Genomic DNA, 24,370 nt, shown 5'->3' with positions numbered 1-24,370 from the left:
CCGACACGTCCAGCCTGTTTGCGGCAATTATGAAAGTTGTTCCACCGCCCAACGCGCTGCGTCGGCCACGGTTTCATCCGGGTCATCTGTCAATCTCTGGGCCGCAGCCCTCAGTTTCGACTGCCCCGAGTTTCCAATGGCATAAAGCACGTTGCGCACAAACCGGTCGCGCCCAATCCGTTTGATGGGTGAGCCAGAGAACTTCGCTCGGAACGAGGTATCATCAAGTGCCACCAGCTCTTCCAACGCAGGCGCTGCCAGATCTTCACGCGCGGCATAGCGTATGTCACTTGCGGCAACCGCAAACTTGTTCCACGGGCAAGCTGCCAGGCAATCATCACAGCCGTAGATTCGATTGCCCAGCTTTCCGCGAAGTTCAGGCTCTACAGGGCCTTTATGTTCGATGGTCAGATAGGAGATGCACCGCCGTGCATCCAATTGATACGGGCCTGGAAAGGCGTCCGTGGGGCAGCTGTCCAAACAGGCCCGACAAGACCCGCAGCGATCAATCTCAGCAGAATCAGCGGGTATATCCAATGTTGAAAAAACAGACCCTATAAAGGCCCAATTACCCCATTCCCGACTGACAAGATTTGTGTGTTTCCCCTGCCAGCCCAACCCGGCGGCCTGCCCCAAGGCTTTCTCTGGCACGGGTGCAGTGTCAACAAACACCTTAACCTCGCCGCCCGCCTCGGCAATCAGCCACCGCGCCAGACGCTTCAGTCGCTTTTTGACCAGATCATGATAGTCTTTGTTCTGCGCATAGACAGAAATCGCCCCGTGGCCGCGTTGCTTCAAGACGTCTGTCGGGTCATGTTCCGGCGTGTAACTCTCGGCCAGCATGATCACTGATCGCGCCTCGGGCCAAAGGGCTGCAGGATCACCGCGCCAATGCGTTCGTTCGGCCATCCATCCCATCTGCCCATGATACCCGGCACCCAGGTACGCGGCCAAACGCTCGGGAACTTCTGGAACATCCCACGGGCGGCAGACACGGCACGCAACAAACCCTTCTTCAAGGGCCTGTTGTACCAGCTTTTCCTTCAAATCAGATCCGCTCTTCATCTGGCCAAAAATATCCTCGGGGGGAATCGCGCATCCGCGCGATGGGGGGCAGACAGCCCCCCTGGCGCACCCTATCAGAAATCCAGATCAGCGTAATGGGGCGGCGGCCGGAAACCCGGCACCTGATCCGCCAGAATAGAGCGAAACGCAGGGCGTGATTTGATTTTCGCATACCAATCCTTGACCACCTGACTGCGGTTCCAATCCACGTCCGAGATATAGTCCAGCGAAGACAGATGCGCCGCTGCTGCGAAATCAGCCAATGTCATCTGGTCACCGGCCAACCACCGGCGGTGATCCAGCAGCCATGCCATATAATCCAGGTGGTACTTGATGGCCTTGGCACCCTGTTTGACGTTCTTGCTGTCCGGATAGCCCTGACCCGTCACTTTTTTGTTTACCCGTTCGTACAGCAGCTTCGACGTCACCTCATGGTGGAATTTGTCGTCAAACCAACCAACAAGGCGCCGCACTTCGTATCGGGCTTCGGGGCTTTTTGGCATCAATGGCGGTTCGGGACGGGTTTCTTCGATGTATTCGCAGATCGCTGCGCTTTCCGACATCATTTGTCCGTCCAGACGCAATACTGGTACTTTACCCGCGGGGTTACGGCGCAAAAAGTCGGGGTCCTGTTCCCAGTATCGCTCTTCGACAAGCTCAACCTCGATCTTCTTTTCCGCCAGAGACAGCCGAACCTTGCGGCAATATGGAGAGAGGGGAACATGAAACAGACGCGCCATGGGCTTCCAATCGAACCAGTGAGTACCCGACAGATTTAGCCTTGGCAGGCGACGGGTTTCAATCCTCGAAACAATCTGCGCGACCATCTGCGCGGATGGTGGCCGCCCCATCCAGAATAGATGCCGCCCGCCTGCGCGTTTGCGCCGTCGGGTCAGTGACCGATCTGTTGCGCGGTGACGGCAGAATGGCGGCAATCCGCGCCGCCTGAACTGGGGTCAGTTTTGAGGCGCTGGTGTTGAAATACCGTTGCGCGGCAGCCTCGACCCCAAAAACACCATTCCCGGTTTCGGCAACGTTCAGATAGACCTCGAGAATTCGCTGCTTGCTCCAGAAAATCTCGACCACAGGTGTGATCGAAGTTTCCAACACCTTGCGTATCCAACTGCGCCCTTGCCAAAGAAATACGTTCTTCACAACTTGCTGTGTAATCGTCGAGGCGCCGCGATTCCCGCCATCCTCAAGCGCATCGCGAATGGCCTCTACGTCAAATCCCCAGTGCAGGCAGAAATTTGCATCCTCTGCTGCCACGACCGAACGCGCCATGATCGGAGCCATGTCCTCGATCGGCACCCATTCGCGCTCAACCTTTCCCAAACGGCGCCATTCCGACCAGATCGTATGGGTTACGGGTGGGTTCACAACCGAATACAACAGGATTATCGCAAGCAAAGCTCCGGCAATTGCCGCAACCGCACGAGTCAGCCAACGGCGAATCTGACGCACCGTAGGTGTTTTTCTGCTGGATGCCTTGTTTTTCTTACCGCTTGATTTGCGGGCTGCTTTCTTCGCCATGCCTCAGCTATACGACGCGCGGTCCGGGTTTGAAACGGCCTAAATCGCGAAAGCGCGCGCTTCGCGCGGGTGAACAACCGGTCGTGCGGTTTCTACCGACATCGGATCATGACCTGCCAGTTCAGGGAACAAGTGCAGGACCTCGCTCTGCGTTTCGCGGTCCGAGGCCGACAACGCGTGCCCCGGATAATAGCTTTCGCTTTTGGCGCCATTGGCGATGACGATCTCGTGCTGCTTGAACAAAAGGTGGAAATACTCCACCTCGCCGCCTTCCACCCGGGTCACCGTTTTTCCATTGACCAGAGCATGTGCCGGAATCAGCGCTTCAGCGTGCCCAGACAAGTACGAGGCCCGCCAGTCTTCAACCAGCATCCGATGCTGAGGCGAAACAAGCAGCGGACGATCCAGGTCAAACACTCCGGCCTCAAACCGGATCGGGGCCAGCTTTCCTTCGGCCGCCACCACTGTACGCCCAACCCAGATCAAAGGCTGGGGGCCATGATCCACGGTCGTGACCAGATCGCCGACTTCAAGATCTTCAACCGCACGTTCGCCTTCCGGGGTCGCTATCATGGTGCCCGGCGTGAAACAGGGCGGACCCAGATTGCCGACATTCAGCGGCCCCTGTGTGTTGACGAAGGTGGCTGAAACAAATGTTCCCGGCTGCAGGACCTGGCCGTCTGTCGGTGTGAAAACCCGAGATCCGTCAGCCAGATAAAACGTGGTGCCGGTATAGGTTACGTTCCCGACGCCCGCCACGTTGATGGTAACAGTGTCCCCTGGCCAGGAATTCGTGACGTCCTGACCGTTGACGGTGTCGCCGCTCGGTGCATCGATTTCGTTGTCATCGTCTGCATCGATCAAAGTGAAGCTGCTAACAGTGACTGCCGTTCCCGCAGGTGGCGGGTTTGCTGGATCGAAAGTATAAAACTGATCCTGATACGGTGTTGGCATCCGGTTGCCCCTGTTTGCTTATCATCTGGCGCCTAGATCGGCCCATGATTGTCGCCTGAGTGTGAAGAAAGATTGGCGATTTTCGGATAAACGGGCAAGACCTGCACTGAAACGTCGTTAACATACGAACCCCGCGTGGTGCAAATGACACGCGGGGCTTTTAGAGACAATAGGTTTCGGCTTATTCCGCCGGAACTGCTTTGGCTTCAACACTCAGCGGGTGGCTGAGCTTGTTCAGCATCTCCTTCGGGCAAACCTGCAGGAAGTTGCCTTTTTCCACTTCCCAGTGCTGAAGAATGTCAGTGGCCTTGCGGCTTTGCGATTCAGCAGCATGGCGCATGATGAGTGATTTCAACTGCTCTTCCCAGTGATCCACAGTGACCGGGCAAGTGACCAGCGTTTCCCTATTCATCAGCGCCTCAGCCTTGCCTTCGGGATCATACAGATAGGCCATGCCGCCTGTCATGCCCGCGCCAAAGTTGGCTCCGATCGTTCCAAGGATAACGGCGACACCGCCGGTCATGTATTCACACCCGTTGGAACCGCACCCCTCGACAACAACCTTGGCACCAGAGTTCCGGACCGCGAACCGTTCACCGGCGCGACCGGCCGCGAACAGATACCCGTCGGTGGCGCCATAGAGCACAGTATTGCCAATGATCGTGTTGTCATCTGCTTTCAGCGGGCTGACCTGCGGTGGACGCACGACGATCATACCGCCGGACAGGCCCTTACCGACATAGTCATTGGCATCGCCCGACACTTCCAGCTTCAGACCGGGGGCCGCAAAAGCTCCCAGCGATTGCCCGGCCGAGCCCTGCAGTTTCACATGCAGATGGTCGTCCTGAAAGGTGTTCCGCATCCCGAAATTCTGCACAATATGGCTGGACACTCGGGTTCCAACGGTCCGGTGTGTGTTCTGCACTGCATAAGACAGCTGCATCTTTTCACCATCCTTCAGGAACCGGGCCGCATCACGAACAATTTCGGCGTCCAGCGTATCCGGCACCGCGTTGCGCTCTTTGTCGCGGTTGTAGATGATGTTATGTGCCCCATCGACAGTGATCAGCAGCGGGTTCAGATCGAGATCATCCAGATGAGCGGACCCACGGCTGACCTGAGCCAGCAGATCGGCCCGACCGATGATTTCATCAATCGAACGCGCGCCGAGGCTGGCCAGCAGCTCGCGCACTTCCTGCGCGTAGAAGGTGATCAGATTGACGACCTTATCCGCATTGCCGGTGAATTTGGCGCGCAGGGATTCATCCTGCGTACACACGCCCACCGGACAGGTGTTCGACTGACACTGACGCACCATGATACAGCCCATGGCGATCAGCGCAGCGGTACCGATGCCGAATTCCTCGGCCCCCATCATCGCGGCCATGACAATGTCGCGCCCCGTGCGCAGGCCACCGTCGGTCCGCAGGGTGACGCGGTCGCGCAGGTTGTTCATCGCCAGAACCTGATGCGCCTCGGTCAGGCCCATCTCCCACGGCAGACCAGCGTATTTGATCGAGGTCGCAGGCGACGCGCCTGTACCGCCATTGTGACCCGAAATAAGGATAATATCCGCTTTCGCTTTGGCTACACCGGCAGCAATCGTGCCAACGCCCGAGGACGCTACCAGCTTGACCGTCACCTTGCAGCGCGGGTTGATCTGCTTCAGATCGTAGATCAGCTGCGCCAGATCCTCGATCGAATAGATATCGTGGTGCGGCGGCGGCGAGATCAGCGTCACGCCCTTGGTCGAATGGCGCAGGCGCGCGATCAGGTCGGTGACCTTCATACCTGGCAACTGACCACCTTCGCCGGGTTTTGCACCCTGAGCGACCTTGATCTCAAGCTCCTCACACTGGTTGAGGTATTCCGCAGTCACACCAAACCGACCTGAAGCCACCTGTTTGATCTTGGCCGAAGGGTTGTCGCCATTGGGTTCAGGCACGAAATGTGCCGGATCTTCGCCACCTTCGCCACTGTCGGATTTCGCACCGATCCGGTTCATCGCCACGTTCAGTGTTTTATGCGCTTCTGGCGACAATGCACCCAGCGACATACCTGGCGTGACAAAGCGTTTGCGGATCGAGGTGATCGATTCCACCTCTTCGATCGGCACCGGCTTGCCCAGCGGTTTGAAATCCATCAGATCGCGCAGATGAATTGGCGGGTTCGACTGCATCTTGGCTGAATACTGTTTCCACAGCTCATACGAAGCCTTGTTGCAGGCCATCTGCATCATGTGCATCGAGGTCGCTTCCCACGCGTGGGTCTCACCTGACTTACGCGCCTTGTAGAAACCACCGATGGGCAGCACATCCAGACCGCTGTTCCAACCCTTGGCATGGATTTCTTCGGCCTTGGCCTGAATACCTTTGATACCTATGCCCGAGATACGGCTGGTCATTCCAGGGAAATACTCGGCCACCATGGCACGGCTGAGGCCAACGGCCTCAAAGTTCAGACCACCGCGATAAGACGAAATGACCGAGATGCCCATCTTGGCCATGATCTTCAGCAAGCCCTGATCGATCGCCTCGCGATAGCGCGCGACGTTTTCGGTCAGGCTTCCGTCCAGCAAACCGCGATCGATACGGTCAGCCAAAGAATCCTCGGCCAGATAGGCGTTCACCACAGTCGCGCCACAGCCGATCAGAACGGCAAAGTAATGCGGGTCTACACATTCAGCCGAACGGACGTTCAACGAACAGAAGGTCCGCAAACCCTGACGCGTCAAATGGGAATGCACAGCGCTGGTCGCGAGGATCATTGGCATCGCAATCCGATCCTCGCCCGACCGCATATCAGACAAGACGATATGCCCGGCACCAGATCGCACAGCTTCTTCGGATTCGGCTCTGATACGGGCCAAAGCCGCGCTCAATGCGCCTTGACCAGCCTCGAAGCTACAGTCGATTTCCGCCAGCGGCGCATCAAAGTTCTCAACCAGCTTGTCCCATTGCGCGTTGCCGACAAAGGGGCTTTCCAGAACCACGATCTCGGTCTGGCTGCTGTCTTCGTCCAGCACGTTCTTGAGGTTGGCAAACCGGGTTTTCAGCGACATCACGCGGTATTCACGCAGGCTGTCGATCGGCGGGTTGGTCACCTGGCTGAAGTTCTGACGGAAAAAATGGCTGAGTGGGCGGTATTGCTTTGACAGAACAGCCGAGGGCGTATCATCCCCCATGGATGCCAGGGCTTCCTTGCCGTCTTCCGCCATCGGAGCAAGGATTTGTTCCAGCTCTTCCACCGAGTATCCCGCAGCAATCTGGCGCTTGCGCAACTCGCCACCCGCAAAGATCGGAACTTCGCTCACACCCGCAAGCGTTTCGTCCAGATCGTTTATCTTGCCAACCCATTCGCCAAATGGCAGCGCGCGGGCCAGCTTGTTCTTGATCTGGGTATCGCGGTACAGCTTGCCCTTTTTCATGTCGACCGCCAGCATCTGACCCGGCCCCAACGCGCCTTTTTCGGTCACGGTAGCTTCGTTGATCGGCACCATTCCGGCCTCGGATCCTGCGATGACAAGGCCATCGCCAGTCACAACGTACCGCATGGGGCGCAACCCGTTCCGGTCCAGACCGGCGCAGACCCAGCGTCCATCGGTCATCGCCAGCGCGGCCGGGCCATCCCATGGCTCCATCACCGAGTTGCAGTAGGAATACATGTCGCGCCACGCTTGCGGCAGCTCGACCGCCTGCTTGGACCAGCTTTCCGGAACCAGCATGGTTTTTGCCATCGGGGCCGACCGCCCCGCGCGCACCAGAACCTCGAAAACCGAGTCTAATGCGGCAGAATCTGACGAACCACCTGCGATGATCGGCTTGATATCTTCAGCATAGTCACCAAAGGTTCCGCTGGCCATCCGGATCTCATGGCTTTTCATCCAGTTGACGTTGCCCTTGAGGGTGTTGATCTCGCCGTTGTGGGCCAGCATGCGGAATGGCTGCGCCAGCCACCATTGCGGAAACGTGTTGGTCGAATAACGCTGGTGGTAAATCGCGAATGCCGATTCAAAGCGTTCGTCCATGAGATCGGGATAGAATACAGCGACCTGTTCGGCCAGCATCATACCCTTGTAGATGATCGACCGGCAGGACAGCGACGCAAGATAAAGACCAGAGATACCCGACACCAAAGCCGCTTTTTCGATGCGGCGACGGATGACATAGAGCTCGCGCTCGAAAGTTTCTTCGTCCACACCCTTGGAGTTCGAGATCAGGATCTGCTCAATCTCGGGGCGGGTTGCGTTGGCCTTTTCCCCAAGGCAAGTCACATCGACCGGCACGTGTCGCCAGCCATAGATGTAGTAACCCATACGCAGAACTTCGCTTTCGACGATGGTCCGGCACCGCTCCTGCGCGCCGAAATCGGTGCGGGGCAGGAAAACCTGACCAACAGCAATCAGCTCATTCAGCTTGGGTTCGTGACCCGTGCGGCGGACCTGATCATAGAAGAAGGGAACCGGAATCTGCACATGGATGCCCGCGCCATCGCCGGTCTTGCCATCGGCGTCAACGGCCCCGCGATGCCAGATCGCTTTCAGGGCATCGATCCCGGCATCCACCACCTTGCGCGACCGTTTGCCATCCACGGACACAACAAGGCCCACACCGCACGAAGAATGCTCTTCTGCCTCGGAATAGAGACCATTTTCGGCCATCCACTTGCGTTTTGCTTCTTCTGCCCGCACCCAATCGGCATCATATTTGGTCATTGGCTGTCTCCTTCGTCAGAGGGGGAATACATGGCTTCGACCTCGGCTTTGGTCATTTGCCGACGTTCACCTGCGAACGCGTATCCCTCGGGCTTTTTGTCGATATAAAGTTCAAGTTTCAGCGGGTTACCTGTTGCATTTTCAAACAGGCCAGCCGCCATTTGTGTCTGTCCGTGCATCTCACCCGGCAGCGTGATCCGATACCAGAGCGAGGATCCGCATTCGCCGCAAAAAGCACGTTCTGCCCAGTCGGACGAGGTAAATGTCTTGACCGGGCCCAGCGCTGCATAGCCTTCTTTCGCCTGAAAGGTCACCAGCATCGAACTGGTCCACCGACGGCATTGATCACAGTGACACGCCCCCAGAGCATCCCGCACAGGGGTGGCGGTGACTGTGACCGCGCCACACATGCATTGGCCTTGAAGTTCCGACATTTCGAACCCTCCTGAAAACTGGGGTTATTCCGCCGCCACGGCAGTTTTGGCGTTGAACCGGTCGATGATCGCGTCAGCGCAGTCGCGCCCGTCGCGTATCGCCCATACGACCAGTGAGGCACCGCGCACGATGTCCCCGATCGCGTACACACCATCCATTTCGGTTTCCCCGGTCTGGAATGCTGCCCTGACCGTTCCCCATCGGGTGACAGGCAAGTCGGGCTGCCCGAACAAGGTGGGCAGGTCTTCAGGCTCAAAACCCAATGCCTTGATCACCAGATCGGCGCCCTCAACATAATCCGCGCCTTCGATCACTTCGGGGGCCTGGCGACCAGATGCATCGGGTTGCCCCAGACGCATCTTCTGCACCATCACGCCAGAAACCTTGTCGTCGCCCGTGAACCCCTTGGGTGCACTGAGCCATTCGAATACCACGCCTTCTTCCTCGGCGTTCTGTGTCTCGCGCTGCGAACCCGGCATGTTTGCCCGGTCACGACGGTACAGGCATTTGACCGATGTCGCGCCCTGACGGATCGACGTACGCACACAATCCATCGCGGTGTCACCACCACCGATCACGACAACCTTCTTGCCCTCGGCATTCAGCCGTCCGTTGTCGAAATCCTCAACAGTGTCACCAAAGCTTTTACGGTTTGATGCAGTCAGGAAATCGATTGCCTTCTCGATCCCGGCAAGACCACTGCCCGGCATGGACAGATCCCTCGACTTGTAAACGCCCGTTGCGATGATGATCGCGTCATGCTTAGCGTGAAGTTCAGCGAATTTTGCGGCGTCCACGTCGCAGTTCAATACGAACTCGACACCGCCGTCCGCCAACAGGTCGTTACGCCGCTGGACGATTTCTTTTTCCAGCTTGAAGCCCGGAATGCCATACATCAGCAGACCACCCGCACGGTCGTAGCGGTCATAGACCGTGACCTGAACACCGGCCCGACGCAGCATGTCCGCCGCGGCAAGACCACCCGGCCCGCCACCGATAATGCCGACGCTTTCACGGCGCTCTGTCGCAGGGACCACTGGTTTGACCCAGCCTTTGTCCCACGCCGTGTCGGTAATGTACTTTTCGATCGTGCCGATGGTGACCGTTCCGTGGCCGGATTGTTCGATCACGCAATTTCCTTCGCACAAACGGTCTTGCGGGCAGATGCGGCCGCAAATCTCGGGGAAGGTGTTTGTCGCCTGGCTGGTTTCGTAAGCCTCTTCCAGCCGTCCGGTTGCAGTCAGCCGCAACCAGTCGGGAATGTTGTTATGCAGCGGGCAGTGCGATTGACAGTAGGGCACACCGCATTGACTGCAACGGCTGGCCTGTTCTGCTGCTTTCTCGGCGGCGAACTCGGCATAAATTTCGTTAAAGTCTTCTCTGCGGTCATTGGCGGCACGCTTTTCCGGCATGACGCGGTCGATCTGCACAAATTTCAGCATCGGTTGCTTGGCCACGGGTCAGACTCCATGAATTGGCTTGGTTGGATTTCTTTATGCGATGCGCAAACGGATGAAAAGTCATATATGCTGACCTATTGTGAGAATTTTCCGCCCACCCGCTCGAAATCTGTGAATTCTTAAAGGAATTTTAGGTACGATTCGGACCCATATGAAGACTTTCCTTTTCCCCACCACCCTTATAGCCATACACCACATAAAAAACGTGGCGGCAGCACGGCAGGGCAGATGAGTCTTTTCCACCTGATTCTCGTGGCAATCATTCAGGGAATAACTGAGTTTTTGCCCATTTCGTCTTCGGGTCACCTGATCCTGCTGCCGAACTTGTCGGGCCTTCAGGATCAGGGTCAGGCCATAGACATCGCGGTGCACGTGGGAACTCTTGGTGCGGTCGTTCTGTATTTCTGGGCGGATGTGAAGCAGGCTCTTGCCGGGGTGCCGCGCGCCCTGACCGGCCGGACAGATACACCGCAGGCCCGTTTGGCTCTGGGCCTCATCATTGCGACACTTCCAACCGTGATTGCAGGTCTAATTTTGCATCTGACCGGGTTAAGCGAGGCCATGCGTTCGATCGCTGTAATCGGGTGGACGATGCTGGGCTTTGGCCTGCTGCTCTATTGGATTGACCAGAAAGGCCCCCAAAAGAAAGAGGCGTCTGATTGGGATATTCGCGATGCTTTCGTCATGGGGCTGTGGCAGGTTCTTGCGCTGATCCCCGGAACATCGCGGTCCGGGATCACCATTACAGGGGCACGTCAACTGGGCTATACCAGAGAAGACGGCGCGCGGATTGCCATGCTGATGTCAATCCCAACCATTCTGGCCTCTGGCACACTGCTTGCACTGGATGTGATACGCGACGCTGATGCGCAACTGGCCCGGGATGGGGCCATTGCCGCGGCATTTGCTTTTGTCTCAGCACTATTGGCGCTTAGCCTTATGATGCGACTGCTGCGCAGTGTCAGCTTTACGCCCTATGTGATCTACCGCGTCATTCTGGGCGCGGCATTGTTGTTCATGGCCTACAGCTGATCAGATACGCAGGTTTTTCGCCGAGTTCTGAATGTCATCATACTGCCCCGATGGGCGAAACTTCCACAGATATTCCGGCAGCACCGATTCCAGAGTGGTCGGTGCAATGCCTAGGTCCGCAAAGGACTTGGCCCCGTCAGTTACCACGTTGTCATGACGCAGATTCCTGACCTGATCGCGGGTCAGAATGTTGTTCGGGAACAGCTGGAAGCTGACGAATTTTGCGATATCCAGCACACCCGCCATAATCCGGGCAGCAAAAAACGGCAGGCCGACAATGATGCGCCGCCGGTGGATAACTTCAAGCATCTGCTGCATCAGGGCGCGGAAGGTTTTCACTTCCGGTCCGCCAAGCTCGTACACGCCCGGCTCTGCCTGCCCCAGAATACCTTTGATCGCTGCCTGGGCCACGTCGTCCACGTAAACCGGCTGGAATTTGGTCTCGGCACCAACCACTGGCAGGAACGGACCCATGCGGGTCATCCCAGCAAATCGGTTAAAGAACTGATCCTCGGTACCGAAGATCACAGATGGGCGAAGGATCACCGCATCCGGTATGTGCTTCAGCACACCTGCCTCGCCCAGCGCTTTGGTCCGGGCATAATCGCTGGCCGCGTTTGCATCCGCACCGATGGCCGAAATATGCACCATTCGACCAATGCCCTGCTGTGCGGCCAGGCGCGCAATACGCTCGGCCCCTTCGGCCTGAACGGCATCAAACGCGTTCTTGCCCAGTTCATTCAGCACACCTACGCAGTTCACCACGACATCGGCGCTCTGCATCGCCAGCGCGACCGAGGCGTCATCGCGGATATTGCACAGCACAGGCTCCACCTGTCCCACGACGCCGTAGGGTTTCACGAACATGGCTTCGTTCGGGCGTCGTACTGCCACCCGCACACGCCACCCCTCACTCGCCATGCGTCGCGCGATGTAGCGACCGACAAATCCCGATCCGCCATAAATCGTCACCAGTTTCGACATGAGAGGGCTCCTGCTGAGAAATTGCGCCCTAGAACTAACGCCCGCAGGCCAGCCAAACAAGGCACTAATTCGCCGCGCCGGTCATGAAATACTCAGGCCAAAATCTCAGTTCGAAAACCGAATTCAAAAAACTTTCAAAATTCATTCAGAATCCGGTTGACGCCCCCCGCCAGTCAGCTTAAACGCCGCTCCACGACACCTGCCCAGGTGGCGGAATTGGTAGACGCGCTAGCTTCAGGTGCTAGTGTCCGTATGGACGTGGAGGTTCGAGTCCTCTCCTGGGCACCATCTTTTCCTCAAAAATATATAAATCACAAGAGCTTAGCGGAAAGTTCAAACCTGTAAAAGTGACACAAGAGGTGACGCAATGCCTCTAATCATCTTTGCAGCAGAAGCGATTCTGATCATGGCTAGATACATTGAACAAAAGAACTCCAATGGTGTTTGGTAATTTCGTAGGCGTGTTCCCCAAGACGTTCGAAAGCACTACCCCAAGCTAAGCAATCGAAACGAACTCGATTTTCTCTCCAAACGAAAGACCCCAAGGAAGCGACTGTTCTGGCTCAGAGAAAAGTCACCGAACAAGATGGGTTCTGGAAAAGTGTCAGAAGGGCCGAAAGAGTATTTCAGGTTGATGGGAAAAGACCCAGAAAGCAGGCAGGAAATGGTCGCGCTCGAATAGTCTGTCTGACGTCAGACAGAGGTTGAAAACGCCCAGTCCGAGAACAAAAGGAGGCACCATCATGGCGATGGCGGCGGGATTATCGATAAGGGCGGATATATCTTTGGCGGCAAAAAGCGGAAACTTTCTTCTCCGTTGTTTTGCGACGGAAAAGTGTGCTCCTCAGCAACAGGTACTTTTGAGCACTGTCGTTGGAATGAATGCATACCCGGCAACATTGCAGATCGTTCAGACCTGAGTGGGTAACGCAGAGGTTCGAAATCTGGCAGGCGGTTGCCCGATCTCTTTCTTGAACGCGCGACTGAACGCTGCTTCCGAGGAATACCCACTCAGATCCGCGGCCTCGGCAACACTGACACCTTTCTCTACCAACGCGCTGCGGGCAATCTGCATACGCCATGCAGTCACATATTGCATCGGTGTGATCCCAAGCTTCTCGGAAAACCGCATTGCGAAACTTGTCCGAGACAATGCCGCCCTGTTGGCCAAAGAATCGACACTCCACTGCGCAGTCGGGTCATTGTGGAACGCCGTCAATGCGCGGGTAAGATGAACATCGGCGAAACCTGCGAGTTTTCCCCCTGTTCTGGCGGTATCTTCGATATGGCACCGGATAGCCTGCGCAAAAATCGCCTCTGACATCTTCAGCGCTATCAAATCACCTCCAAAACGGCCGAACCCTGCCTCGGACCCTATCACGCGCAACGTCGCTTCCAGCCAATCGCTGGCCTCGGCGCCATAATCCCGGATGACAATGCTTGGCGGCAATCGGTCAAGCAACAGATGCCTTGATCCTTCGGCTAGTGAAAAATGACCACAAATCAGCTGGTTCTCCATGTTGGGGTCGTTGCCGCCATACACCAGAACACCCTTACCATCATAGCCGGACCTTTCCAGCACGTCATCCAGCGGCAAGGCGTCTTCCGGGCCCGAAACACGACAATTCAACGTATGTGCCGCCCCGTGTGGAACCAGGATAAGATCGCCTTTGGTAAGGCGTAGCGCCCGATCTTCTCCTGCGACGCGCACTACGCACTCACCGCGATGTACATAGTGGAACCGGGCCACGTTCTGAAACGCCGGCACCTGGATCCCCCAGGGCTGTTCGCTAAGGCTGGTGCGGAAATACAGTGTCCCCTTGAGCGACAGGCGGGTCAGAATATCACTTAGCAGATCAAGCATGGTTGCTGATATTACCAAGAGTTCGATATCTGTCTACATGTTCGAACGATAGGGCATGTCTTCTGGACGGCAGGTAATTCAAAGACAAGGCAAACTGTACGCATATCAGGGCTTCAATCAACTTTGGAGATTCCAGATGAAAACCGTTTTCCTTTCTGCTGCTCTCGTCGTCGTCGGCTATGCTGCTGTTGCAGATGAGAACAAGATGAACGATCTTGAAATCGCGCATACAGCGTATACTGCCGGTGAAATCGACATCCGCTATGCGCATCTTGCTCTTGCTGTGTCCGACAATAACGACGTTCGGGATTTTGCAAACACAATGATCCGTGATCATGCGGCCGTGAACCAAGCTGCAGGGGCGTTGATCCAACAACTGAATGTAACGCCCCAGGACAACGCCCTCAGCCAGGCCCTGGTTAAAGGTTCGGTCGAGAAACGCGATGAGCTGAGCGGGCTGCGCGGCAAAGCCTTTGATTGCGCCTACGCTCAGAATGAGCTCGCCTATCATCAGATCGTGAACAAAACGGTTGAGGACGAGTTCATCCCCAACACCACCGTTGAGCCGCTCACCAACCTGCTGCAGGATGCTCTTGCAACATTCAAACAGCATGAAGGCCACGCCGAACAGATGGTGTCTGGGCTGGATTGCGGCTGATGGCTGTACTGTCACGCAGAAAGTTTGGTGCCGTACTGGGTGCGGCACCGCTTACTCTTCTGGCTGGCGCACAGGTTGCGTCCGCCGGGGCAACCAGCCATCAGGTTTCCATTCGCAAATTCAAGTTCGCGCCTGAGAAACTCGAAGTTTCGGTCGGTGATGAGGTGATCTGGACCAATCTGGACATCGCGCCTCACACCGCAACGGAACAAAAGATGCAAGACTGGGACACCGGACCGCTAGAGCGGAACGAAAAGGCAGCCGTGGTATTCGACAAACCCGGGGTTTATACCTATTTCTGCGTGTTTCACCCGCATATGAAGGGGACTATCATAGTGAAAGATTAATCAGCGGCTAAACGCGGGGAACTGAGCGTCGCCGTGTTTTGATTTCTTCATCAGAGTCACCTCATTCATCCGTAAAAACCTACTTCTAAACGCCCCAAATTTTCGGTGAGATTACCACCCGGCGCGTCTGTTCAACCCGCGGCCGAAGAATACGAAAATCACACCTGCAAGAACGAGGGAGTGTCGGAGGCAGAGTATACGTGCGAAGTTGCCGTGATATTCGGCGGCGGACCAATTCCATTCCTAAAATCCTGCTGTTTTGTCACGTTTTCCTTTTGGATTGAAATAACGCGTCGCACCCGAAGAATTCGCACGCCATTGCCGTCGCAGGCTTTGCCTTAATATGCTCCATCCAACGTGTAACATTCGGTGCATTCTCAAGTGAAAGGCAGAGATGGTTGTGGTCATTAATCCAAGGGAACAAGGCAATATCTGCAACACTGTAAGAATTGCCGCAAAGGTACTGCTGGTCATCCAATATGCTGTCCAGATACGCGATAGAACGATTAGCAATTGAGTTATACAACGCAAGCGCCTCTGGGTTGGGGTTTTCTGCAAGACCAGACCAATACTCAACCTGACCAAAGTAGGGCCCTTGAGACGAAGACTGGTAGAACAACCAAGAATTAATCTCGTCCAAACCCGTCGGCGTTTCGACAAGTCCCCATCCGGTTTTTCGAGCGAGATACAAAAGAATGGCGTTGGATTCAGTGAGTACAAATCCACCGTCATCTATGACCGGCGTTCTACCGGCCGGGTTCAACCTCAGGAACTCAGGCCGGTGCTGTTCTCCTTTTCTGATATCGATTGGAACAAACTCGTATTCGAGCTTTGTTTCCAATAGCATCATCAGAACCTTCAGAGCATTTACAGTGTTGTATCCATAGAATTTAATCATCAGAATTCGAGACCTTCTTCCGACAACCCTTCAAGATGAGGCATCAGAAAAAGCAGTTCCTCTGTGTATGAGGTCTGGGGATTGGTAAACAACTCTGCGGTTTCCTGTACTTCAAGAATACGGCCAGATTGCATAACTGCGACGCGGTCACACATCTGGCGCACAACAGGAAGGTCGTGGCTGATAAACAGCATTGTCAGGCCAAGGTGCTGCTGCAGATCTTTCAGGATATTGAGGATCTGTGCTTGAATAGAAACATCCAGCGCAGAAGTAGGTTCGTCGCAGATCAAAAAGCGTGGCTGTGTCGCCAGTGCCCGCGCTATCGAAATCCGCTGGCGTTGTCCCCCTGAAAACTCGTGAGGGAATTTTCCGGCCGCTGCGGCGCCAAGTCCAACTTGATCCAAGAGTTCATGCACACGTTTCGTCAACTCATCGCCTCCCAGAATTTTGTGGTGACGGATGGGTTCAGCAATGAGATCCAACACTTTCATACGCGGATTAAGAGATGAGTAAGGGTCTTGAAAAATCATCTGAATGTCGCGACGAAAATTCGCTTGTGCAGTCTTGTCCAACGGATTGCTCACGACTGTACCGGCGAACTCAACTTCTCCGCCATCTAACGCGTTAAGTCCGCTGATTAACCGCGCGACCGTTGACTTCCCTGAGCCGCTTTCACCGACAACACCAAATTGTCCGTCATCGTTTGCCTTGAACCCGGCTAATGTCGGGGGAATTTGTCTCAAACTTCTTTGAAAAATGAAGGGGAGTGGCAGGTTCAGTGCTTGGTCGCCGAACTTCGAAAACTGGTTGAATGGGCATATTCCGACTCCCTACTCGCCCATCCTGATCATCTGCGCGACTTGAATGCCATCCAGCGTTGCGGATGCAAAGGATTTGAAGCCGAGCATTGGGTGATCCACATCTTGATGATCCTATGGTCTTTTCAATCACGTTTCCGGGGAACTTGCCCCTGATAGCCTTCTGGAATGAAAAACCTTGCGCGCGCTCGGGTGACGGCGTGACCGTCCTGAACGGAGGCGCGCGCATCGACGTGCCGGTCAAGAGGATCGTCCCCGTAGACGCAACCGGTGCCGGAGACCAATTCGCCGCGGGGTTCCTGTATGGAATGGCCACAGGGCGCGATTACGAGACCTGTGCCAGGATCGGCAACGTCTGCGCCCGCGAGGTCATCAGCCATATCGGCCTAAGACCCGAGGCGGATATGCTGGAATTGTTGCGGGAAGAAGGGCTGCTTTGAGTCCGGAGTTGCCGATGCTGCGGCATGCTCGAACTGGTCGATAGTGCTGCAGGCGTGCAATCCCGGGCGGATAGCCGGCCTGAATCTGACCGTGCGCGCCTTTCCCAGCAGGGCTAGGAGTCAGCTTTCTACTCGCCTGAGATGCGCGTGATCGCCCTCTTGGCACGAAGCCCTATTATGGGCTCCTCAGTGACGGCCTCCAGCGCTGGCAAAGCTGCACTGGCTGGCGCGCCGATCTTTCCGAGCGTGATTACGACCTCGCGGCGCGCGCGCTTACCGCCAGTTTCAAGAACACCGAGCAGATCAGAGACCGCGCTGGCCGCCTGGGGACCGAACCAGCCCAACATCCGCAGCGTTTCGATTTGCGCTGGTCCTTCCTGCGTCTTGAGGTCTTCCAGTAGGGATGTCACGGTAGTGGTTGGCCTGAGCGCTGCGAGTTTCAACCCGTCGGCCATCTTGCGGTTTAGTTCCTCGTGATCACCGTCCCACTGCATCGGCAGCAGATAGTTTTCGGCAAGCGCCAGCCGATCCTTGTCGCGCGCCCAGGCATACATCAGGTCGTCGGCTTTCCGGCGGTCGCCCAACTGCGCGTGAATCGACGCCGCGGTGATGATCAGGTTCAGCGACTTTTTCGTTCTGGCAGTCGCCTCGTCCAGAATTTCGGCTGCCCTGTGCAACTGCCCTAACGCATAATACGCAGCTGCCTCGACAATAACGACATTGGCGGGCACACTGGGGTCAAGCCGCTTGGCAATCGCAATCTCGTCTAGACCCTGCTCGGGATTGCCCGAAGCGATTAGCGCCCAGGCCATAGTGACATGCGCCTCGGGGTCATTTGGGCCAAGCTCGATCGCCCTGGCCGCTTCTTCGATGGCCTTTGCCGAGCGCGCGGCGCCAGTTTCGCCAGTGTTCTGGTCACGGAAGTTAAGCTGCCGCATGGCGCGAATAATGTGCACCATCGACCCGCCTCTGTCGCCGGCTTTTTCAAGATGATCGGGGATCAGAACGGTATAGAGGTGGGCGCGGGAGTTACCGCGAATTTTCTGGTTCCACCGGAACACGCCATCTCGTTGAAAGGCCAGCGCCAGTGCGGCATGGGCACGGCCATAGTCGGGATCAATTTCAATCGCCCTTTCGAAATGATCCACAGCTCGGGCATTGTCGCGTTCGTTGAAGTTCGACATCAACTCCCAGCCACGTTGAAATGCCTCGCGGGCGGCGACGACTTTAGTATCGGCCCGGTTCACCTCCTCGAGTTCGTCGTCGGTCAGTTCAACCTTCAGCGCGTTGATGATCTTCAGTACAAACGCGTCCTGTGCCGCAAAAACATCCGAGGCGTCGCCGTCGAAGCGGTCAGCCCAGACGTGGTTGCCGGTGGTAGCGTCAATCAACTGAGCGTTGACGCGCAATGTGGTGCCCGAGCGCCGCACGCTGCCTTCGAGCACGTATTGCACGCCCAGGGTTTCGGCGACGTCTTTGATGCTCACCGACTTGCGCTTGTAAATGAAGGTCGAATTGCGCGCGATGACGAACAAGCCCGAAACTTTCGACAGGTCGGTGATCAGATCCTCGGTTATCCCGTCGGCCAGAGGTTCCTGTTGGGACTCGCCGCTGAGATTGTCAAACGGCAGAACCGCAACCGAGGCCTTGTCGGGTAACGGCAATGCCATCGCTTCGATCGAGGCCGCTTCGACCTTCACCGGACGGGATTGAAGCCAGTACGCCGCTCCAGCACTGATGGCCAGAAGGCCAAAAAGCGCGGCTATGACCGCGCTTGCTTTACCGTAGCGCCCGCGGGATGGCCGAACGACGGTTGGTTCGGTGCGTCTTGTGGCACGATAAACACGGACAGGCTCGGGGATGTTTTTCAGCGTCTTGTCGCCCAGATCGCCGAACGCCGCCTCAAGCTTGCCGCTGGCATGATCGACGACCGTGCGCGATACCAGCACCGAACCCGGCTCAGCGATGGATTCCAGCCGCGCGGCTACGTTGATGCCATCTCCGAAAATATCGTCGTCCCTGACAACGATATCACCCAGGTTTATCCCGATCCGAAATTGCAGGGCGTCCGGCTCGTCCGCGCGAGGCCTTATCCGGTCCTGCCAGTCCAAAGCGCAGTTCACCGCATCTACGACGCTGGCAAACTCGATCAGATAGCCGTCGCCCATCCGCTTGACGATCCGTCCCCCGTGGCGTTCGACCAATGGCGTGATGATACCTGTGTCGAGCGCCTCGAGCCGGGCAAGAATGCCAGCCTCGTCCTCGTGCATGAGGCGCGAAAAATCGACCAGGTCGGCAACAAGAATGGCTGCTAGGCGCCGCTCCATCCAGAATTCCGCTGTGGTACAAGCTATGCCTTTAAGGTTGCCCTAGCTGTTCGCGTCGTTCAATCCCTTTCGAATATTCGCAAACATCCCAGTCGCGAGCTGCAAACACAAGTCATGGGTAAGCGAAGGCCGAACTGCTGGCTTCGTCTCGCTTAGCGGAACAACCTGAAAAACATCCCTAGCGATCAGAATTCGCTTAGATAATCGGAAAAAGCCTCGACCACGCGCTCATACACATCGCGCTTGAAGGGCACGATTTCGGCGATCAGCCGGTCTGGCTTCTGCCATTTCCAGCGGGTGAATTCGGGATGATCGGTGGCGATATTGATCTGATCATCGGCGCCTGTGAAGCGCAGCAGGAACCATTTCTGTTCCTGCCCGCGATAGCGGCCTTTCCAGATGTGGGGCACGATGTCATGGGGCAGGTCATAGGGCAGCCAGCCCGCGGTCTCGGCGATGATTTCGACCAGATCAGCCGTGACCCCGGTTTCTTCCCACAGCTCGCGCAGGGCTGCGTCGCGGGGATCTTCGCCCTTGTCCACACCGCCCTGCGGCATTTGCCAGGCGTCTTGTGGGCCGTCGTTTCGCATGCCCACAAAAACCCTCCCCTCGGTATTCATCAGCATCAGCCCGACGCAGGGGCGATAGGGCAGTTTGGCGATTTCTTCGGGGGTCATGCGCGGCCTCATCGGGTTGTTCCGCCCACCTCTAGCAATCACCGGCGCTACAGCAAAGAGGGTGACGTGGGGTTTCGCGTGACAAAGTTGACGCGAACGTCAATCTAGCGGGCAAATTCAGGAGGGAGAGTTCCGCCATGACTGCGTACCCGAATATGCTGGCCCCGCTGGATCTGGGCTTTACCACGTTGAAAAACCGCGTGCTGATGGGCTCGATGCATACGGGGCTTGAGGAGACCGGAGACTGGAACCGGGTGGCCGAGTTCTATGCCGGCCGGGCGCGGGGCGGCGTGGCCCTGATGGTGACGGGCGGGATTGGTCCGAACCTTGAAGGCTCGGTCCTGCCGGGGGCTTCGATGATGGTGAGCGACAAGGATGTGGCGCACCATTCCATCGTGACGCAGCGCGTCCATGAAGCGGGCGGCAAGATCGCAATGCAGATCCTGCATGCGGGGCGCTATGCCTATGGGCCGAAATGCGTGGCCCCCAGCCCGGTGAAATCGCCGATCTCTCCGTTCCCGCCTATTGAGCTGGATGAAGAGGGCATCGAGAAGCAGATCAGCGATATCGTCAACGCCGCCGTACTGGCGCAAAAGGCGGGTTATGACGGGGTCGAGATTATGGGGTCGGAAGGGTACTTCCTGAACCAGTTCCTTGTGACCCATACCAACAAGCGCACCGACCGCTGGGGCGGGTCTTATGAGAACCGGATGCGTCTGCCGATCGAAGTTGTACGCCGCACGCGCGAGGCGGTGGGCACCGACTTCATCATCATCTACCGGCTGTCGATGATCGATCTGGTCCCCAACGGCTCGACCCATGACGAGGTGGTGCAACTGGCGCAGGAGATCGAAAAGGCCGGCGCCACGATCATCAACACCGGCATTGGCTGGCACGAGGCGCGGATTCCCACGATTGCCACCAGCGTGCCGCGCGCGGCCTTTGCCTGGGTGACCAAGAAGCTGATGGGCAAGGTGGGGATACCGGTGATCACATCGAACCGGATCAACACCCCCGAGGTGGCCGAAGAGGTTCTTTCGACCGGCTGCGCCGACATGGTCTCGCTGGCCCGCCCGATGCTGGCGGATGCGGATTTCGTGGCCAAGGCGATTGCGGGTGAGGCCGCGAAGATCGCGCCTTGCATTGCCTGCAATCAGGCCTGTCTGGATCACACGTTCAGCGGCAAGCTGACCTCGTGCCTCGTGAACCCGCGCGCCTGTCATGAGACGGAGCTGGTGATTGAACCGGCCAAAACGCGGAAATCCATCGCCATTGTGGGGGCAGGTCCTGCCGGTCTGTCGACCGCAATGATCGCGGCCCAGCGCGGCCACGATGTTACCCTGTTCGACCGCGCTGATGAGGTCGGCGGGCAGCTGAACATGGCCAAGCAGGTGCCGGGGAAAGAAGAATTCTGGGGACTGGTCGACTGGTACCGCACCATGATGGATGATCTGGGCGTGAAAGTGGAACTGAACCGCGAGGTAGGCGCAGATGACCTGACCGGCTTTGACGAGGTGGTCATCGCCACCGGTGTCAGCCCGCGTGATCCGCAGATACCGGGGCAGGATCGGGACAACGTGCTGAGTTACATCGACGTGCTGCGCGGCAAGGCCGAGGTTGGCAAGTCTGCTGCCGTGATCGGGGCCGGTGGCATCGGTTTTGATGTGTCCGAGTTCCTGCTGGAAGAGGGGCACAGCGCCACGACCGACCTGCCACTGTGGATGAAGGAATGGGGTGTGACGGACCCGGCTGAACACCGTGCGGGATTGGCGCCCGAGGGGCCGCAACCCAGCGCCCCCGCACGTCAGGTCACCCTGTTGCAGCGCAAGAAACAGGCGCATGGCAAGGGTTTGGGCAAAACCACTGGCTGGATTCACCGGGCAACGCTGAAGATGAAGAACGTCAATTTCGTGGGTGGCGTGAATTATGAACGCATCGACGATGACGGCCTGCATGTCAGCTTTGGCGAAGAGCGCGCGGACCCGACGGTAATCGCGGCCGATACCATTGTGTTATGTGCCGGTCAGGTTTCCGAACGGTCACTGGCGGACGCGCTGATCGAGCGGGGCATCACCCCCCATGTGATCGGGGGTGCGGATGTCGCCGCCGAGCTGGATGCCAAGCGCGCGATCAATCAGGGCACGCGGCTGGCGGCGAAGTTCTGATCGCCCCGGTTTAGCGTTTCCTAGTCGGACAGCGCGAGTTTTGCACCCAGAGCGCCAAAGGCCGTTGCAAAACTCCGCCTGATCCACTTCATCACCGTTGGACGGCGGATCACATAGTCGCGGGCCAGTGCTGCGCAGCCCCCGTATCCGACGAAGACAACAAAGGTCATGGCCATAAAGGCCAGGGCCAGCTGGATCAGCGCACCCCCTGCGTTCGCCGTGTCGGCTGGCAGGAACTGCGGCAGAAACGCCAGAAAGAACAGCGACAGCTTAGGGTTCAGCACGTTGATGAGCGTTCCCGTGATGGCAATCTTGAAACTGCTTTTCGCGGTCTTGTCGGCGGTGACATCCAAGGCGCCGCCACTCCTGAGGATGCCCCACGCCATGTAGAAAAGGTAAATGACACCAAGGTATTTCACGAGCTGAAACGCCACGGCACTGGTGTGCAGCAATGCGGCAAGCCCGACGATACTGGCCACGGCAGCGGGAACGATTCCCACTGTGCATCCGACCGCGGCGGCAACGCTGGCCCGGAAACCGCGGCCAAGGCCAACGGCCAGTGTGTAGATGACACCGGTGCCTGGCAGCAGCACGACGATCATGGATGTGATGAAGAATTCCAGTGACATTCAAACCCCCTGCAAATGCGCGCAGGGTCGCGAACATCCGCGAAGATGTAAATAGCGATCGGTCCGGGAACAGGGGTTGCGGCCCGGTGTCGCCGCTGGGCGTGGTGGTGAAACTTGGCTTTGAAAAGGGTTTTCGGGGTACCGTGCCCCCGGCCAAAAGACCGACAAGGACGGAGACGGAGAAAACGGATTTCCTGACCCCCTCTGTCGTCACAAAAATGCCATTCTAAGATGAACAGAAACGAAGGATTGCGCGGAAAATGCAGTATCGCAGGGTTCGGGGCCGGTTTGGAAACCACTGTTTCTGCGTTTCTCATACGCAAACGATCCGATTCAAATCCCTGATATTATCCCATGTATGCCCCGATTCCGCCCAGATTCAGAGCGATAGTCGGGTTGGAAATCAAGATCTGGGGAACGAGAATGGACCGACTGACCGAAATGGAAGCCTTCGCCAACGTGGTGGACCAGGGTGGCTTCACCGATGCGGCCAAGAAGATGGGCATCTCCAAATCGGCCGTGTCCAAACACGTCTCGAGCCTCGAAGCGCGTCTGGGAGCCCGGCTGCTGAACCGCACCACGCGCCGGGTGTCGCCGACAGAAATCGGCCTGGCCTATTATGACCGCGCGCGTCGCGTTCTGAATGATGCGGGTGAAGCGGATTCGCTGGTCACATCGATGCAATCGGCCCCGTCCGGACTGCTGCGCATCAGTGTTGCCACGGATTTCGGCGTCAATCACCTGTCGCCTGTCCTGTCCGATTTCCTGGCCGTCTACCCCGACATCACCGTGAACATGGTTCTGAACAACCGCTATGTCGAACTGATTTCCGAAGGATTTGATGTGGCCGTGCGCATCGGTGAGCTGGAAGACAGCACGTTGCGCGCCCGCAAGCTGACCGAAACGGTCAAACGCATGGTCGCCGCGCCCAGCTATATCGAACGGTTCGGGCGCCCGCAGAAGATCGACGATCTGAACGAACACAAGTTGCTGCACTATTCCAGCCAGTCGTCAGGCAATGTCTGGAAACTGACCGCACCGTCTGGCGAGAAGCGTCAGGTGCGCACCGCGGGTTGGCTGAGCGTGAATGACGGCCAGTCGCTGCTGAACGCGGCCATCTCGGGGCTGGGGATCGCGTATCTGCCCAGCTACCTTTATGCCGAAGCGTTGAAATCGGGGCGGGTTGTCGATGCCATGCCGTCCCTGCCGGACGAGGTACAGGGCATTTACGCCGTTTATCCGCCCGGCCGCTTCACACAACCCAAAGTACGGGCCTTCATCGATTTTCTGGTCGATGCATTCGAAGACAAAAGCCCGATGGATTGGTAGTTTCTCCCTGAAGACCAACCTCTGGCCCGCATGTCAAAGTG

General features: G+C 57.2%; 19 protein-coding genes, 1 tRNA gene and 2 pseudogenes. 8 read left to right on the top strand and 14 right to left on the bottom strand.

Going from position 1 to position 24,370, the window contains the following annotated elements; all coding sequences use genetic code 11:
* Positions 1-27: 27 nt before the first annotated feature.
* From queG to ACR0AD_RS09720, 7 genes are all read right to left on the bottom strand, one after another.
* Positions 28-1,065, bottom strand: coding sequence for a tRNA epoxyqueuosine(34) reductase QueG (gene queG / locus ACR0AD_RS09750; protein ID WP_480487082.1), 1,038 nt, complete (start codon positions 1,063-1,065; stop codon positions 28-30).
* Positions 1,066-1,139: 74 nt separating this feature from the next.
* Positions 1,140-1,805, bottom strand: a complete 666-nt coding sequence (gene fzlA / locus ACR0AD_RS09745; RefSeq protein WP_267363152.1) for an FtsZ-binding protein FzlA — start codon at positions 1,803-1,805, stop codon at positions 1,140-1,142.
* A 58-nt stretch (positions 1,806-1,863) separates the two neighbouring features.
* Positions 1,864-2,598, bottom strand: a complete 735-nt coding sequence (mtgA, locus tag ACR0AD_RS09740) for a monofunctional biosynthetic peptidoglycan transglycosylase (RefSeq protein WP_480484594.1) — start codon at positions 2,596-2,598, stop codon at positions 1,864-1,866.
* Between the two features lie 39 nt (positions 2,599-2,637).
* Positions 2,638-3,552, bottom strand: a complete 915-nt coding sequence (locus ACR0AD_RS09735; protein WP_480487081.1) for a Hint domain-containing protein — start codon at positions 3,550-3,552, stop codon at positions 2,638-2,640.
* A gap of 181 nt (positions 3,553-3,733) precedes the next feature.
* Positions 3,734-8,266: a glutamate synthase large subunit gene (gltB, locus tag ACR0AD_RS09730; RefSeq protein WP_480487079.1), complete on the bottom strand. Its 4,533-nt coding sequence runs from the start codon at positions 8,264-8,266 to the stop codon at positions 3,734-3,736.
* Positions 8,263-8,700, bottom strand: a complete 438-nt coding sequence (locus ACR0AD_RS09725) for a GFA family protein (protein ID WP_480487077.1) — start codon at positions 8,698-8,700, stop codon at positions 8,263-8,265. Before ACR0AD_RS09725 ends, gltB begins: the two co-directional genes overlap by 4 nt.
* Positions 8,701-8,724: 24 nt before the next feature.
* Positions 8,725-10,158, bottom strand: a complete 1,434-nt coding sequence (locus ACR0AD_RS09720; RefSeq protein WP_480487075.1) for an NAD(P)-dependent oxidoreductase — start codon at positions 10,156-10,158, stop codon at positions 8,725-8,727.
* A 231-nt stretch (positions 10,159-10,389) separates the two neighbouring features.
* Between ACR0AD_RS09720 and ACR0AD_RS09715 the strand changes: the two genes are divergently transcribed.
* Positions 10,390-11,193 carry an undecaprenyl-diphosphate phosphatase gene (locus ACR0AD_RS09715; protein WP_480487073.1) on the top strand — a complete coding sequence of 268 codons (804 nt, stop codon included), beginning with the start codon at positions 10,390-10,392 and terminating at the stop codon, positions 11,191-11,193.
* Here ACR0AD_RS09715 and ACR0AD_RS09710 read toward each other — a convergent pair whose 3' ends face one another.
* Positions 11,194-12,177, bottom strand: a complete 984-nt coding sequence (locus ACR0AD_RS09710; RefSeq protein WP_480487072.1) for a complex I NDUFA9 subunit family protein — start codon at positions 12,175-12,177, stop codon at positions 11,194-11,196.
* A 201-nt stretch (positions 12,178-12,378) separates the two neighbouring features.
* Between ACR0AD_RS09710 and ACR0AD_RS09705 the strand changes: the two genes are divergently transcribed.
* Together ACR0AD_RS09705 and ACR0AD_RS09700 are read left to right on the top strand one after the other, a co-directional pair.
* Positions 12,379-12,465, top strand: a tRNA-Leu gene (locus ACR0AD_RS09705).
* Positions 12,466-12,687: 222 nt separating this feature from the next.
* Positions 12,688-12,885, top strand: a pseudogene (locus ACR0AD_RS09700) (hypothetical protein); the annotation flags it as partial.
* 202 nt (positions 12,886-13,087) lie between these two features.
* On the opposite strand, the gene ACR0AD_RS09695 reads toward ACR0AD_RS09700, so the two are convergent.
* The gene (locus ACR0AD_RS09695) at positions 13,088-14,041 is read right to left on the bottom strand and encodes an AraC family transcriptional regulator (protein ID WP_480484587.1); all 954 of its coding nucleotides are present in this window, start codon (positions 14,039-14,041) and stop codon (positions 13,088-13,090) included.
* Between the two features lie 136 nt (positions 14,042-14,177).
* Here ACR0AD_RS09695 and ACR0AD_RS09690 point away from each other — a divergent pair, with 136 nt between their 5' ends.
* Both ACR0AD_RS09690 and ACR0AD_RS09685 read left to right on the top strand, forming a co-directional pair.
* A complete protein-coding gene (locus ACR0AD_RS09690) occupies positions 14,178-14,699 on the top strand; it encodes a DUF4142 domain-containing protein (RefSeq protein ID WP_480484586.1) in 522 nt (173 codons plus the stop codon).
* Entirely contained in the window at positions 14,699-15,046 is a 348-nt protein-coding gene (locus ACR0AD_RS09685; RefSeq protein ID WP_480487070.1) for a cupredoxin domain-containing protein, read from the top strand. Before ACR0AD_RS09690 ends, ACR0AD_RS09685 begins: the two co-directional genes overlap by 1 nt.
* A 262-nt stretch (positions 15,047-15,308) precedes the next feature.
* Here ACR0AD_RS09685 and ACR0AD_RS09680 read toward each other — a convergent pair whose 3' ends face one another.
* The gene (locus tag ACR0AD_RS09680) at positions 15,309-15,944 is read right to left on the bottom strand and encodes a glutathione S-transferase family protein (RefSeq protein WP_480487068.1); all 636 of its coding nucleotides are present in this window, start codon (positions 15,942-15,944) and stop codon (positions 15,309-15,311) included.
* Entirely contained in the window at positions 15,944-16,687 is a 744-nt protein-coding gene (locus ACR0AD_RS09675) for an ATP-binding cassette domain-containing protein (protein ID WP_480487066.1), read from the bottom strand. The genes ACR0AD_RS09680 and ACR0AD_RS09675 overlap by 1 nt, the downstream gene beginning before the upstream one ends.
* A 254-nt stretch (positions 16,688-16,941) precedes the next feature.
* Here ACR0AD_RS09675 and ACR0AD_RS09670 point away from each other — a divergent pair.
* Positions 16,942-17,202 (top strand): annotated as a pseudogene (locus ACR0AD_RS09670) (PfkB family carbohydrate kinase); the annotation flags it as partial.
* Positions 17,203-17,330: 128 nt separating this feature from the next.
* Here the strand turns inward: ACR0AD_RS09670 and ACR0AD_RS09665 are convergent.
* Both ACR0AD_RS09665 and ACR0AD_RS09660 read right to left on the bottom strand, forming a co-directional pair.
* The gene (locus tag ACR0AD_RS09665; RefSeq protein WP_480487065.1) at positions 17,331-19,529 is read right to left on the bottom strand and encodes an adenylate/guanylate cyclase domain-containing protein; all 2,199 of its coding nucleotides are present in this window, start codon (positions 19,527-19,529) and stop codon (positions 17,331-17,333) included.
* Between the two features lie 185 nt (positions 19,530-19,714).
* Positions 19,715-20,206, bottom strand: coding sequence for an RNA pyrophosphohydrolase (locus ACR0AD_RS09660; RefSeq protein WP_480487064.1), 492 nt, complete (start codon positions 20,204-20,206; stop codon positions 19,715-19,717).
* Positions 20,207-20,343: 137 nt separating this feature from the next.
* Here ACR0AD_RS09660 and ACR0AD_RS09655 point away from each other — a divergent pair, with 137 nt between their 5' ends.
* The gene (locus ACR0AD_RS09655; RefSeq protein ID WP_480487062.1) at positions 20,344-22,371 is read left to right on the top strand and encodes an FAD-dependent oxidoreductase; all 2,028 of its coding nucleotides are present in this window, start codon (positions 20,344-20,346) and stop codon (positions 22,369-22,371) included.
* Between the two features lie 20 nt (positions 22,372-22,391).
* Here the strand turns inward: ACR0AD_RS09655 and ACR0AD_RS09650 are convergent, their stop codons facing one another.
* Positions 22,392-23,000, bottom strand: a complete 609-nt coding sequence (locus ACR0AD_RS09650) for a LysE family translocator (RefSeq protein WP_480484578.1) — start codon at positions 22,998-23,000, stop codon at positions 22,392-22,394.
* A 423-nt stretch (positions 23,001-23,423) separates the two neighbouring features.
* Here ACR0AD_RS09650 and ACR0AD_RS09645 point away from each other — a divergent pair, with 423 nt between their 5' ends.
* Positions 23,424-24,329: a LysR family transcriptional regulator gene (locus ACR0AD_RS09645; protein ID WP_209505110.1), complete on the top strand. Its 906-nt coding sequence runs from the start codon at positions 23,424-23,426 to the stop codon at positions 24,327-24,329.
* Positions 24,330-24,370 lie beyond the last annotated feature (41 nt).

It is taken from the genome of Ruegeria sp. BH8, from assembly GCF_056538065.1.
This window is presented reverse-complemented; position numbering and strand designations above follow the sequence as displayed.